Origin of the sequence: Acinetobacter sp. YH12251, assembly GCF_013417465.1 — a bacterium.
GTDB classification, from domain to species: domain Bacteria; phylum Pseudomonadota; class Gammaproteobacteria; order Pseudomonadales; family Moraxellaceae; genus Acinetobacter; species Acinetobacter amyesii.
This window is the reverse complement of record NZ_VPDZ01000009.1, coordinates 14,453-27,818: the sequence shown is the minus strand read 5'-3', so window position 1 is coordinate 27,818 and position 13,366 is coordinate 14,453. Positions and strand designations below refer to the sequence as shown.

General features: G+C 41.1%; 8 protein-coding genes. 5 read left to right on the top strand and 3 right to left on the bottom strand.

Translation table 11 applies throughout. The features are described from left to right. Nucleotides 1-28: 28 nt before the first annotated feature. From FTV27_RS09315 to FTV27_RS09305, 3 genes are read right to left on the bottom strand one after another with little or no spacing between them, the layout of a single operon-like run. Nucleotides 29-3,133: an efflux RND transporter permease subunit gene (locus FTV27_RS09315; protein WP_180078173.1), complete on the bottom strand. Its 3,105-nt coding sequence runs from the start codon at nt 3,131-3,133 to the stop codon at nt 29-31. Between the two features lie 23 nt (nt 3,134-3,156). Continuing rightward, nucleotides 3,157-4,260, bottom strand: a complete 1,104-nt coding sequence (locus FTV27_RS09310) for an efflux RND transporter periplasmic adaptor subunit (protein WP_180078171.1) — start codon at nt 4,258-4,260, stop codon at nt 3,157-3,159. A gap of 46 nt (nt 4,261-4,306) precedes the next feature. Further along, nucleotides 4,307-4,900: a hypothetical protein gene (locus tag FTV27_RS09305; protein ID WP_373687148.1), complete on the bottom strand. Its 594-nt coding sequence runs from the start codon at nt 4,898-4,900 to the stop codon at nt 4,307-4,309. 343 nt (nt 4,901-5,243) lie between these two features. Between FTV27_RS09305 and pilG the strand changes: the two genes are divergently transcribed. The 5 genes from pilG (at nt 5,244) to FTV27_RS09280 (ending at nt 13,365) form a co-directional block, all read left to right on the top strand. Beyond that, the gene (pilG, locus tag FTV27_RS09300) at nt 5,244-5,627 is read left to right on the top strand and encodes a twitching motility response regulator PilG (protein ID WP_078191060.1); all 384 of its coding nucleotides are present in this window, start codon (nt 5,244-5,246) and stop codon (nt 5,625-5,627) included. 29 nt (nt 5,628-5,656) lie between these two features. Next, a complete protein-coding gene (locus FTV27_RS09295) occupies nt 5,657-6,025 on the top strand; it encodes a response regulator (protein WP_078191059.1) in 369 nt (122 codons plus the stop codon). A gap of 6 nt (nt 6,026-6,031) precedes the next feature. After that, complete coding sequence (locus FTV27_RS09290) at nt 6,032-6,568, top strand: chemotaxis protein CheW (RefSeq protein WP_111884922.1); 537 nt, start codon at nt 6,032-6,034, stop codon at nt 6,566-6,568. A 44-nt stretch (nt 6,569-6,612) separates the two neighbouring features. Next, a complete protein-coding gene (locus FTV27_RS09285; protein WP_180078166.1) occupies nt 6,613-8,688 on the top strand; it encodes a methyl-accepting chemotaxis protein in 2,076 nt (691 codons plus the stop codon). A gap of 162 nt (nt 8,689-8,850) precedes the next feature. Beyond that, nucleotides 8,851-13,365, top strand: a complete 4,515-nt coding sequence (locus tag FTV27_RS09280) for an Hpt domain-containing protein (protein ID WP_180078164.1) — start codon at nt 8,851-8,853, stop codon at nt 13,363-13,365. The last annotated feature ends 1 nt before the right edge of the window (nt 13,366 follow it).

Here is a 13,366-nt window from a genome sequence, read left to right as displayed (position 1 = left end):
CAAAGTCACCTCATTTTAGATTTTGTCATTATGACATGATTTTTTTGGCCTGACGTGCAAGGAAGTTTCGGAAATCATCCAAATAGGTAAAAATCACCGGCACAACCACAAGTGTTAGTAGGGTAGAGGTAATCACCCCGCCAATCACGGCATGTGCCATTGGCGCGCTTTGTTCACCGCCTTCACCTAAACCAAGTGCAAGCGGAACCATACCCATCACCATTGCACTGGTGGTCATTAAAATGGGACGTAAACGGGTTTTACCTGCTTCAATAATCGCTTCATAACGATCTACACCATGATCCATGGCTTTTTTAATAAAGTCGATGAGTAGAATTGCGTTCTTTGTCACCAAGCCCATGAGCATAATAATCCCGATAATGGAAAAGAGGTTCATGGTTGAATTAAATAAGAATAGGGCTAAGAAAACCCCAATCAATGATAAGGGTAATGAAGCCATAATGGCTGCAGGGTGAATGAAGCTATTAAATTGTGAACCCAAAACAATATAAATAAATACAATAGAGAGGGTAATCGCTGTCATTGCATAACCCGCAGACTCAGCCATATCTTTATTGGCACCTTGCGTGACAAAACTATAACCTGGTGGCAAGTCGAAGTTTTTCTCTATCTCATTGATTTCGGCACCAATATCACCCGCAGGACGTCCTGCTGTGTTGGCTTCAACCATCACTTCACGTGCCAGATCACGACGGTTAATTTGTGAAGCACCAAGTGTTTCTTCAAAGCTTGCCACACTTGCCAATGGAACCAAGATAGGTAAGCCTGCGGCATCGGTTTTTTGTGATGTGATGTACATGCTTTGAATGTCAGTTGGCAGTCGACGCTGATCTTCAGTGAGTCTTAAATTTACATCATAGGTTTCGCCTTTATCATCCTTCCACGTTGTTACATTATCACCCGCAAGAAGAGGGCGTAATACATTGGCGATTTGATTGACGGATAAACCTAAATCACTGGCTAAAACGCGATTGATATGTACACCTAAGGTCGGTTTAGGTTCTTTGAGTGAGCTTTCTAAGTCGACAATACCGTCGACTTTCGAAATTTCTTTCATGAAGCGGTCAGAAATGCGTTGTAACTCATCTAAGTCTGGTCCTTTAATCGAGATCATTACCGGCTTTTGGCCGCCCGATACTGTTTCATCAGCTGAGGCAATCGAGGTAATGGTAATACCTGCTACATGTTTTAAGCGGGTACGGAATTCATTGTTGAGATCCGTTAATGTTTGACTACGCTCCGTACGTGGTGAAACAGTGACACGAATGCTAGCATGGTTTTTACCCCGATCAGTGGCACTATTAATTGCACCATAAGTGGCTTTGACTTCTGGATGTTGGCGAATGATACGATCTACTTGCTTAAGCTTAGCCTGCGAATATTCAAGGGTTGCATCAACTGGTGTTTCAAATTTGATCCGAATTTCACCTTTGTCTGGTACGGGTACAAATTCAGTTCCGATCATTTTAGATAAAGCTAATGCGCCAAATAAAGACGCGACGGCGATTAAAAGGGTAATGAGCCTAAATTTTAAAGCAAGCTTGAGTAATTTTTCATAATGATGGCTTAGGTTGTCGAGCTTGCCCGAAATCCAGTTAAAAAAACGTTTAATTTTACCCGGCTTTTTATTTGGATCGTGGCGCTCTGCCCAGTGAGCAGACAACATGGGGTCAAGGGTGAAACTCACAAACATTGAAATCAGTACAGCGGTACTGACGGTTACACCAAATTGATAGAAGAAACGCCCAATAATGCCGCCCATAAATGCCACAGGTAAAAATACCGCGACAATAGTCAATGTTGTGGCCAATACGGCTAAACCAATTTCTTTCGTGCCGTCGAGTGCAGCGGTGACGTGGTCCTTGCCCATATCGGCATGGCGGACAATATTTTCACGAACCACAATGGCATCATCAATGAGTAGACCGATACTCAGTGAGAGAGCCAGTAGGGTCATCATATTGATGGTAAAACCAAAAATCCAAACAAAGGTGAGGGTACCTAGTAGTGAAATCGGTAGAGTTAAACCTGTAATGGCTGTCGAACGAAATGAGCCGAGAAATAACAATACAATGAGTACCGCAAGTACTGCACCTTCAATAATCGTACGTGCCACGTCTTTAATGCTGCCACGAATACCTTTTGAAGAATCAACCACAATTTCTGCGGTCGTGCCTTTCGGCAATTGCTGTTGGATTTTACTTAAGGTTTTACGGGTATTATCAACCACCTCAATTACATTAGAGTCCGAACTTCTCAGAATGTCGACAGCGACGGCTGTTTTACCATTCAGATAAGCACTCGACTCCATTTCAGCTTGGCTATCTTCTATTTCGGCAATTTGTTTGAGATAAATCGGCGCGCCATTTTTATTGGCAACCACTAAATCACCGAATGAGTTTGGGTGAATAACCCGAGATTTAATTTCGACCACCAATTCTGAGTTCTTTTGTTTTAAAGTCCCCCCCGGAACTTCAATATTTTCAGATTTTAGGGTGTTTATAACTTGGTCTATCCCAATCCCGAAACTTTGTAATTTTTGCGGATTTACTTGAATACGAATTTGACGCTGTGCATCACCCAATAAATTGACCGTACCGACACCGGGAACTGTTCTGAGTTGTGGCACAATCCGTTGATTGAGATAGGAACTCAAATCACGTAAAGACATGTCCTTCGATTCAAAAACAATCGACATAATCGCACTGGCAGTAGGGTCATAACGTTCTACGATGGGGTCATCAATTTCATCACGAAATTGTGCGGTTACTGGTGCAATTTTATCTCGAATATCTTGTGCAGCTACAGAGGACGAGACATCTAGATTAAATTCGACAATAACCGTGGATAAACCTTCACTGGATTGAGAAATGACTTGCTTGAGGCCTGAAATGGTATTGATCTGATCTTCAAGTTTCTTGGTGATTTCAGATTCGACAGACTCAGGAGAAGCACCCGGATAGTTGGTGTAGACAACAACAAAAGGGAAGTCGACATCAGGAAACTCTTCAACACCCATACGTTGCCAAGATGCGAGTCCTAGTACCATCAGACAGAACATCATCATAATGGTGAAAACAGGATATTTCACACTAATTCGGGTTAACCACATAACAAATGTCCTGCCTTATTCTTTTAATTTTGGCTGATACTTACATCTTGTTTGATATCTGAATCATTAAATTTAATTCGGCTGATCAGATCACTATTTTGTAAGCCCTGAACAATCGCGGTGTTATTGCTATAACTCTGATTCAAAATTTGTACAGGTACTTTGGCAATTTTATTTTGACGAATGACCCAGACGTAAGGTTGGTCTTTTAGACTTTGAATGGTATCGAGTGGAATTTTTTGGCCTGAAATATTATCCGTGCCTAAGATGTGACCTTCGACAAAAGCACCAATACTTAATGAAGTAATAGTTTCATTTGGGGCTGCAAAAAATTCAATTTGACGACTGGCTTGATCGGCAATCGGTGAAATCCGGCTAATTTGTGCTGTGAGTAAATTGCTATTACCTTGGATGCTATATCCAATCTTTTGTCCAATTTTCAGTGCAGCTTGCTGATCACTTGGTAATTTGGCTTGAATTTCTAATTGGTCTGGATTGACGATTTCAAAAAGGGTTTGTCCGGCAGCAACCGTTTGTCCCGGTTCAACATCACGTTTGGTAATCACGCCTTGGATAGGGCTATAAATGGTACCATCTTGACTGGCTTTTCGCGCAATATCGACATTAGCTTGTTGGGCACGAACATTTTCCATTTGAGCTTGGTAATCGACACGACTTTGTTCAAACTCTACTTTGGAAATAAAGCCTTGATTCAGCAAACGCTGTTTACGTTCCATCATCAGTTTGGCTTGATTGGCTTGAGCTTGCGTTGATGCAAGGTTTGCTTGAGATTGAGCAAGACGTGCGGCATTGTCTTGATTATTTAAACGCACCAACACTTGGCCTTTGCTGACACGTTGTCCGACTTCTGCATTAACATTGGTTGCAGTCGCAGTGACTTGGGCTTGAATACTGCTCTGATTGACCGCCCGAATGGTACCTGTAAAGGCTGTTTTTGAAATGGCGTTGCCTTGTTCGATCGTGACCAGATCTTGTTGAATCAATTCAATCTTATTTTCTGGTTTAACACTTTGCTGCGGATCTTCTTTTTGACATGCAGCCAAAGTCAGGCTTATGCAAAGCAGGCTAAGCTTTAAAAATGGGGATGATTGCTGTGCAGAGTGCATAATGGTCCTTATATCAGCGGTCTACAAAAGCAATTGAATAACAAGTTTATTCCATCGCTTTTAAACGCGTAATAATTCTGTCGTATTCAGCTTCTGTATTTCGATAGCGAGTTTGTAACGATTGAATGTATTCTTTTTTCGCTACCATATTTTTTTGATTATTATCCAACATTGTTTTTAATTTTGCCGGAACGGTTTCACCTTTTCGAAAATGTTCACGTTCTTGGCGAACAAATAATACACGATCATTTTGTAATTGTTTTAATTGTTCTTGTTCAAACATGATCTGTTTACGTATACCAGTCAGTGCATCACGCTTTTTAATGGCTGCAGTTCGGCTATTGGTATAGGCTTTTTTAAGTTTGATATCTGACGCTTGCTGACGTGCTTGGGCAGCACGCTGAGGAGCTTGTCTAATGTCAGCTTCAGCATTGTAGGGGCGGTTACGTTTAATCACTTGCATATTTTGATCAAGTGCTTCATAACCATAGCGGATGTGATTTGGTGTCACATTGGTACTAATGTTTGCTACACCTTTACTGTCATAGTAACGATACCAAGTCGCCTTTTGTGGTTGCTGTATATTGGTTGGTGCAGCAAATAAAAGCGGGGTATAAGCCAGTAAACAAGTCGTCAGAATGATTTTTTTTGAGAAATGTTTAAGGCCAATCAAGTGAATTTTTTTTGTAAGCGGACTCAACCTTGTACTCCCCAGTTTAAAGTTGACTAAATTACTTATTTTAAAGTAATAATCTTGCTATAATATGCTTAATTAAGACAATTAAATACTATTCCAAGTTAAAAAAAAATCGTTGGTCATCGGAAAGTGTGAAGCAGTTAATAAAAACAAGAAATCTTGTGTGTTTGCGCAGAAAATGTTCATTGAAAACGCAAGTAAAGATATGTTAAAAATGTTCATAACTTGTAAATAATAATGCTGCTAACTTAATTGTTTGTACATCCTCAATGGGTAGGGTCAATAAATGGACGATAAATTCCAAAATCTAAAAGTCATGGTAATTGATGATTCAAAAACCATTCGTCGTACGGCCGAAACGCTGCTTCAGCGTGAAGGATGTGAAGTAGTCACTGCTGTAGATGGTTTTGAAGCACTTTCAAAAATTGCAGATGCGAATCCAGATATCGTATTTGTCGATATTATGATGCCACGTCTTGATGGCTATCAAACTTGTGCCCTGATTAAAAACTCTCAAAATTATCAAAATATTCCTGTGATTATGCTTTCAAGTAAAGATGGTTTATTTGATCAGGCGAAGGGTCGTGTTGTAGGTTCTGATGAATACTTGACTAAGCCATTCAGTAAAGATGAATTGCTGAATGCAATCCGTAATCACGTTACAGCTTAATTAGATTTTTTATTTTTTGGGGAAAAAGCATGGCACGTATCCTAATCGTTGATGATTCACCAACAGAAACATTCCGTTTTAAAGAAATTTTAGGTAAACACGGTTTTGAAGTGATTGAAGCTTCAAATGGGGCAGATGGTGTGACAATGGCTCAAGCTGAGTTACCTGATTTGGTCTTAATGGATGTGGTAATGCCGGGTGTGAATGGATTCCAAGCAACACGTCAAATTGCACGTGGTGCGACCACCAAACATATCCCAATTGTCATTGTAAGTACCAAAGATCAGGCAACTGACCGTGTTTGGGGTAAACGCCAAGGTGCTTCTGATTATCTGACTAAACCTGTAGACGAAAAACAATTAATTGATGTGATTAAGCAACACCTCAATGCAGGATAAAGCTCTATGGCAGCAAATGGATTTATCGAATTACTTCGAATCGCAAAACGAGGAAACAAAAACTACGTTTCCACTGAAAATGAAGTAAACCGATGGTCAGGCATTGCTTTTGAGATGATGGGGCAATATTACGTTGCTCCTTTAGGTGAAGTAGCTGAAGTGATCTACCCACCAAAATATACGCCAGTTCCCAATACCCAACCTTGGGTGATGGGATTAGCCAATATTCGGGGACGCTTACTTTCTTTGTCTGACCTAGCACAATATATAACCGGTCATCGAAGTAGTTTTTCACCCACTCAAAAAGTTTTATGTATTAGTCATAATGACCATTATGTCGGTTTGATAGTCGATCAAGTTTTGGGTATTCAACACTTTAATAAGAAAAGTTATTTTTCTAAAGATAATGAGTTGGATCGAAATTTGCAGGAATATTGTCAGGGGTATTTCCACCAGCATAACCAGCAGTGGAATGTATTTCTCTTCAGTCGTTTACTGCAAAATCCAAAATACATGAACGCATCTATAAAATTTATAAATTAATTGTCGCGCACGAACGAAAGAAGGCGTAATCGGGGAGAAGCTGAATGGGCTTTAAACTTAAAAAGAAAAATACGGGTGAAAGCACCAGTGGTCGTAAAGGCGGTAATGCTTTTCTGGCAAAACTGCAATCACAGACAGATCAATTATCTCGAGTTTTTGGTGATAGTGAAAAATCCAAACCATTTATTTATGGTGCGATTGGTTCATTAGTACTGGCAACGATTATTTTATTATACCTATTCTATAGCGTTCCTCGCGGTAACCAATTAACGCAAAGTTTGGGTGAACTCCGTCTTCTTTCGCAAACAATTTCGCGTCAAGCAACTGAGGCAACTGCATCAGGTACTGAAGATGCAATGAAAAAATTAATTGCCTCTCAAGATTCGTTCAAAGAAAACTTAGAAACTGTAAAAGACATTCATGCAAATACAGATGCGCTGAAATCTGTAGATACGCAGTGGGCTGAAGTTTCAAAAAGTATTGACTTGATTACTTCACAACAAAAAATCATTAATAAATTATACGACACGAACATCGCGATTGGTGAAACCATTCCGGGGATTCAGGCGGAATACAACTTGATGGTCGACCAAATGGCACGTCAAGACATGCCTTCGAACCAGGTGGTGATTGCGAAAAACCAGGTATTCATTGCAGAACGTATTTTACGTTCGATCAGTTCGGTGCTTTCAGGTTCTGATAGCTCACGTGAGTCTGCAGATGACTTCAGTGCCGATACTGAAACCTTCGGTTTGTACTTAAATGCCCAATTGGATGGTAGTACAGAGCTTGGTGTACAACGTATTGAAAGCCCTGAATTACGTGAGTCACTTGAAGGCATTAAATCTGAATATGACGATGTATTAAAATCAGCGGCTGCGACAATTTTGAAAAACTCAACGCAAATTGTGAACGTACGTAAAGCATCTTCACAAATTTTTGCTGAGTCAGACAAATTGTTGGACAACTTAAATCAATTGTCTTCTAGCACAGGTCTGAAAACCATTTTACCTGCGGTAATGTTGATTCTTGCTTTAACTGCCTTCTTGATCTGTGTATTCAAACTTCTTTCTTTACGTGGTCAATCGGATAAATTCCGTGTAACCCGTCTTCAAGAAGAATATGACCGTAACCAGAACGCGATTTTACGTTTACTCGATGAAATTGCCGATCTTGCAGACGGTGACTTACGTTCATACGCGACGGTATCTGAAGACTTTACTGGTGCGATTGCCGACTCGATTAACTTCGCAATCGACCAATTACGTGACCTTGTATCGCGTATTACAGAAACTTCTCAAGAAGTTGCGCAATATACGGCGAATACGCAGGGTATTACCAACCAGCTTGCAGAAGCATCTGAACATCAGGCGCAAGAGATTGCTGGTGCATCTGCAGCGATTAACGAAATGGCAATGTCGATTGACCAAGTATCTTCGAACGCTGAAGAATCAGCTGTTGTAGCAGAACGTTCTGTACAAATTGCTGCAAACGGTGCAGATGTCGTAAACCGTTCAATTGAAGGTATGGACACGATTCGTGAGCAGATTCAAGAAACGTCTAAACGTATTAAACGTTTGGGTGAGTCTTCTCAAGAGATTGGTAACATTGTCGCACTGATTAACGATATTGCCGACCAAACAAACATCTTGGCATTAAACGCAGCAATTCAGGCGTCGATGGCGGGTGAAGCAGGTCGTGGTTTCGCCGTGGTAGCGGATGAGGTACAGCGTCTTGCGGAACGTTCAGCGTCTGCAACCAAACAGATTGAAGGCTTGGTAAAAACCATTCAAACGGATACCAACGAAGCCGTAATTTCAATGGAACAAACGACTTCGGAAGTTGTACGTGGTGCGAACTTGTCTAAGGATGCCGGCGTAGCACTGGATGAAATTCAGTCTGTATCGGGTAACTTGGCGAAACTGATTGCAAACATTTCGGATGCTGCAAAACTTCAGTCTGCTTCAGCAGGTCATATTGCGACAACGATGAACGTTGTACAAGAAATTACCTCGCAAACCACCAGTGCAACATTTGATACTGCACGTTCGGTATCTGAATTGGCGAACATGGCTGAATCATTACGTGAATCTGTATCTGACTTTAAACTCCCAGAGTAAGTCAGGCGCAAACCTGGAGTACCTTAGCTGCGGCTAGGGTACTGCACCGATTACAGATAACACATCGATAAGGTGAACTTAACGTCACAGTTAAGTCTTAGGTGATGGTTACAATTAAGTTTGAGCAACCTTCTTGGTGGCAAAACATAAGAAGCCTTAGCTATGAAAGAAATATTAAAAAATTTAGTTGAAACAACTACGCTTCCTGAAGATAGTTATCTTGATCAAGATGCAGAAATTTTAGAGATTTTTGTTGAAGAAATAGAAGAAATCTTTGAAGAGCTGGCGGGTTTATTTACAACTTGGTTGGAAAATCCAAAAGATAAAGACACTTTAACGACGATTCGTCGTCATTTCCATACCCTGAAAGGTTCAGGTCGTATGGTCGGGGCAAAATCGGCGGGTGAAACTGCATGGGCAGTTGAAGATACGCTGAATCGTGTTATTGCGGGTTCAGTACAGTTAACGCCGACCGTTCAAAAGTTTGCACAAACGGTTTTAAATGTTTATCAATATAAACTCTATCCACGGTTTAAAAATGTTGCCGAATTGGATGTAGACTTACGTCCATTGGTTTTAATGGGGCAACAATTACAACAAAATATCAGCCTTGAGCCTGCACTCGAAGAATTATTAAAACTGGCAGATCAATTAAAATCTGAAGATGGTGTCACTGGTTTAGAACTGACTGATGTTGAAGCTACAGCACCTGTAGAAGTGCTTGAAAACACGATTGATGCGGTTGTTGAATCAGAACCTGCTCCTGAACAAGTGGATGCAGATGCATCACTGGTCGAAGAGACAGTGAGCATTTTTATTGAAGAAGCTGAAGAACATCTACAAACGATTGATCAGTTCCTCCAATCTGATGACAGTAAATCACAAGATTATAATGGCTTGATTCGCGCGCTACACACCTTGCGTGGTAGTTCGTCGATGGCGCAAATCGAAGAGATTTTTGAAGCCAGTTCAAAAGTTGAAAACTTATTCAAAACCTTATTGCAAGACGAAATCGTATCGAGCTCGAAAGAAACTGCGTTATTGATTCAATATGCTGAATTTGTTCGTGATTATTTACACGTGCTACGTTCAGGAGATAAGGCAAATCTTGCATCTATTTATGAAACCTTCAACGCTGCTTGGGATGATTATGGTTTTGCTAGCCAAGATCAATTGGCGCCTGAAGATAATCCACAAGGTTTGGTTTCTAAACTAATCGAATTAAATATTGATCAGTTATTGGATGCTGAATTTGAGTTTGATAAACGGGCCCTTGCTGAATTCCCAGACTATATTCAACAGCTCAGTCAACAAGCTTTAGAGTTGATCGAACATACGGATAATCGTGCGTCTGTTGGAATCCATGATTTCACAACTCAACTGCGTGCAGCGTATCAGTCTTTAATTGAAAAGCCTGAATTACTCCATGCTAATTATGGTTATGAGTTATTTGCGCAAGCACATCAAGAGTTCATTCACTTATTTGACACTTTAGCTGCGGGTCAGCGTGTAGTGTTAAGTGAAGAGGTTCAGCGTTTCTTAAATGAGCTGACTGCATTTGTACAACAAGACATTGAAGCAGTTGCAGCGACGACAACACCAGAAGCCCATGTAGTTGCTGAACCTGTTGCCACAGTAGAAGATAAAGCCGCTGTTGCAAATACAACAGCAGTAGACTTTGCACAATTAAGTCAGCGTATTCAACTTGATCATCAACAGATGCAAGCGGCGGATGCGAATAATGACTTTGATGAAGATCTTTTAGGGATCTTTATTGAAGAGGCAGAAGAATTATTGGTGGGGATTGATCAAGACCTCAGTACTTGGACAAGTGATCAGACCAATACTTCAGCTTTGAATAATTTAATGCGCTATTTGCATACCCTAAAAGGTGGTGCAAATATGATTGCCGCGTCTCATGTGGGTTTAATTTCGCATGAATTGGAGTCGATTTATGAGCGCATTATTCGTCAGCAAATTTCGATTACGCCTGCGTTAATTCAAATTATTCGTTTGGTGCAGGATGATATTTCAGATCGTATTCAAACCATTCGTGACCAAGGGATCGACTACCCTGCGAATAATGTGATCGATATTCTCAAGAATATTCAGTCAATTGTGGCAGGAGAGCGTTCAGAAGCTATTGCATTGGCTTCGGCCCCTATTTCTGCTGAAACTGAACAAACAGCAGTAGAACCAGATGTATCGGTGTCAGAGCCGATGGATGTTGCTGAAGACGCAGCAGAAGCAGTGGTTGAAGCTCAAACGACTGCTCACACTGAGTCCGCTGTTGAACATCTTGAACATGCGGTTGCTGAACATGTTGAGCATCCAGATGACGATCTACGTTCTGTCATGGAAGAAACCTTCCTTGAAGAGTCCGAGGAAATTCTTGAACAAGCCGTTCAATTATTAAATCAATGGACTGAACAACGTAGTGACCGTAACGTATTGCTTCAATTACAACGTGCTGCCCACAGTATTAAGGGTGGTGCGCGGATGGTTGAAAATGAACCTGTTGCCGCAATTGCGTATCAACTTGAGACGACGTTTGAGCATTTCGCGGTTCATCATTTCAACTCAAATGCATATGACGGCTTACTCAAAACGACGTTGGCATGGTTAAAAGAAGCGATCTTCAACCACGACTATAGTAATTTTGACAGCATCAAATTGAGCTTAGAGTCCATTCAATATGTGGATGTTACGGTTCAACTGCCAAACCGTGTTGCAGAATTGGAACAAGGTATCGTCAGCAAAGGCTTTGAATATATTCAGGGTGATGGTGTTGAACCGCCATCGATGTTGGGTGAGTGGACTGAAGCCAATTCTTCTGATAACAGCAATGAGATGATTCGTATCTCGGCTGATCTCGTCGAGAAGATGATTGACTTATCAGGCGAAAACTCGATTAACCGTTCACGTATTGAAATGGACTTAGGTCAGCTAGGCAATACCTTGAATGAAATGGAGTTAGCAATTAAGCGACTTGCTGACCAGTTACGTCGAATGGATGGTGAGCTTGAGTCACAAATTATTGCCAAACATGGTTCTGAAAATTCACGCTATGCGGATTTCGACCCATTGGAGATGGACCAATATTCATCGATTAACCAATTGTCAAAATCTCTAGCCGAATCTGCGTCGGATTTGGTTGACTTCAAGAGTACTTTGGCAGAAAAAATCCGTGATGCGGAAGGTTTGTTATTACAACAATCTCGTATTCAGTCAGAAATTCAAGAAAGTCTGATGCGTACCCGTTTGGTGCCATTTGATCGTTTGTTACCACGTTTACAACGTATTGTGCGTCAAACCTCTTCGACCTTGAACCGTCCTGCAGAATTGATTGTTCAAAATACAGAAGGTGAATTGGACCGTACGATCTTAGAGCGTTTGGTGACACCATTTGAACATATGCTGCGTAATGCGGTCGACCATGGTTTAGAAGATACTGCTGACCGTTTGGCTTTGAAAAAGCCAGAAGTGGGTAGCATCGTCTTGAACATTAGTCGTCAGGGTACTGATGTACTGGTGTCTTTCAGTGATGATGGTAAAGGGATTGATGAAACCAAAATTAAAGACAAAGCCTTAAAACTTGGTTTAATCAAAGCGGATCAGTTCCTCGATAAACAAGAAATCTTGCAATTGATCTTCCATCCAGGTTTCTCAACGGCACAAGCGGTAACGCAAATTTCGGGTCGTGGTGTTGGTCTGGATGTGGTGCAAAGTGAAATTAAAGCCTTGGGTGGTCATGTTTCCGTTGAGTCTGAGTTAGGTAAAGGGACGACCTTTACCATTCGTGTACCAACGACAGTAGCAGTCAGCGATGCCTTGATGGTGAAAGCGGGCGATCAGCAATATGCGATTTCATTAGCGCAAATTGAACGTATTGTCCGTATTGCACCTACGGCACTCGAAACTTACTTCAATAGTAAGGATGACGTGTTTAAAATTGACAACACCAATTACAAACTACGGTATTTATCAGAGTTTGTAGGTAATCAGCCAATTCCACGTTTAAATAATGTCGGTCATTCATTGCCTGTATTGCTAATAAAAGGCAACAGTGGTCAAACCATTGCTTTATTGGTCGATCAGCTGGTGGGTTCACGTTCTCAAATCGTGGTGAAACCAATTGGTCAACAATTTACCAGTGTGGCCGCGATTGCAGGTGCCACGATTCTAGGTGATGGTCATGTATGTTTGATTTTGGATGGGCAAAATATTGCACGTCAAATTCAAACTACGCAGCGTGTTAAACATTCAGCTGAACAGCGTGATTTGGGCCGTCAAGCCAATGCGCGTCGTTTAGTGATGATTGTCGATGACTCGGTAACTGTACGTAAAGTGACTTCACGCTTACTTGAACGTCAAGGTTATGACATTGTGACAGCGAAAGATGGTGTGGATGCAATTGAGCAGCTTGAAAATGTCCGTCCAGACTTGATGCTACTCGATATTGAAATGCCACGTATGGATGGTTTCGAAGTGACTAACTTAGTCCGTCACCACGACATTCACCGTGACTTGCCAATCATTATGATTACATCGCGTACAGGTGAAAAACATCGTGAGCGTGCATTTAGCTTAGGTGTGACTCACTATATGGGTAAACCATTCCAAGAAGCTGAATTGCTTGCCAATATTGAAGCTTTAATTGCAGAAAAGCAGGGGTAAT

Coding starts and splice junctions, on each gene's coding strand:
- FTV27_RS09310 (WP_180078171.1), bottom strand. CDS start 4,260: ATGCACTCTGCACAGCAATCATCCCCATTTTTAAAGCTTAGCCTGCTT.
- pilG (WP_078191060.1), top strand. CDS start 5,244: ATGGACGATAAATTCCAAAATCTAAAAGTCATGGTAATTGATGATTCA.
- FTV27_RS09295 (WP_078191059.1), top strand. CDS start 5,657: ATGGCACGTATCCTAATCGTTGATGATTCACCAACAGAAACATTCCGT.
- FTV27_RS09280 (WP_180078164.1), top strand. CDS start 8,851: ATGAAAGAAATATTAAAAAATTTAGTTGAAACAACTACGCTTCCTGAA.
- FTV27_RS09285 (WP_180078166.1), top strand. CDS start 6,613: ATGGGCTTTAAACTTAAAAAGAAAAATACGGGTGAAAGCACCAGTGGT.
- FTV27_RS09290 (WP_111884922.1), top strand. CDS start 6,032: ATGGCAGCAAATGGATTTATCGAATTACTTCGAATCGCAAAACGAGGA.
- FTV27_RS09315 (WP_180078173.1), bottom strand. CDS start 3,133: ATGTGGTTAACCCGAATTAGTGTGAAATATCCTGTTTTCACCATTATG.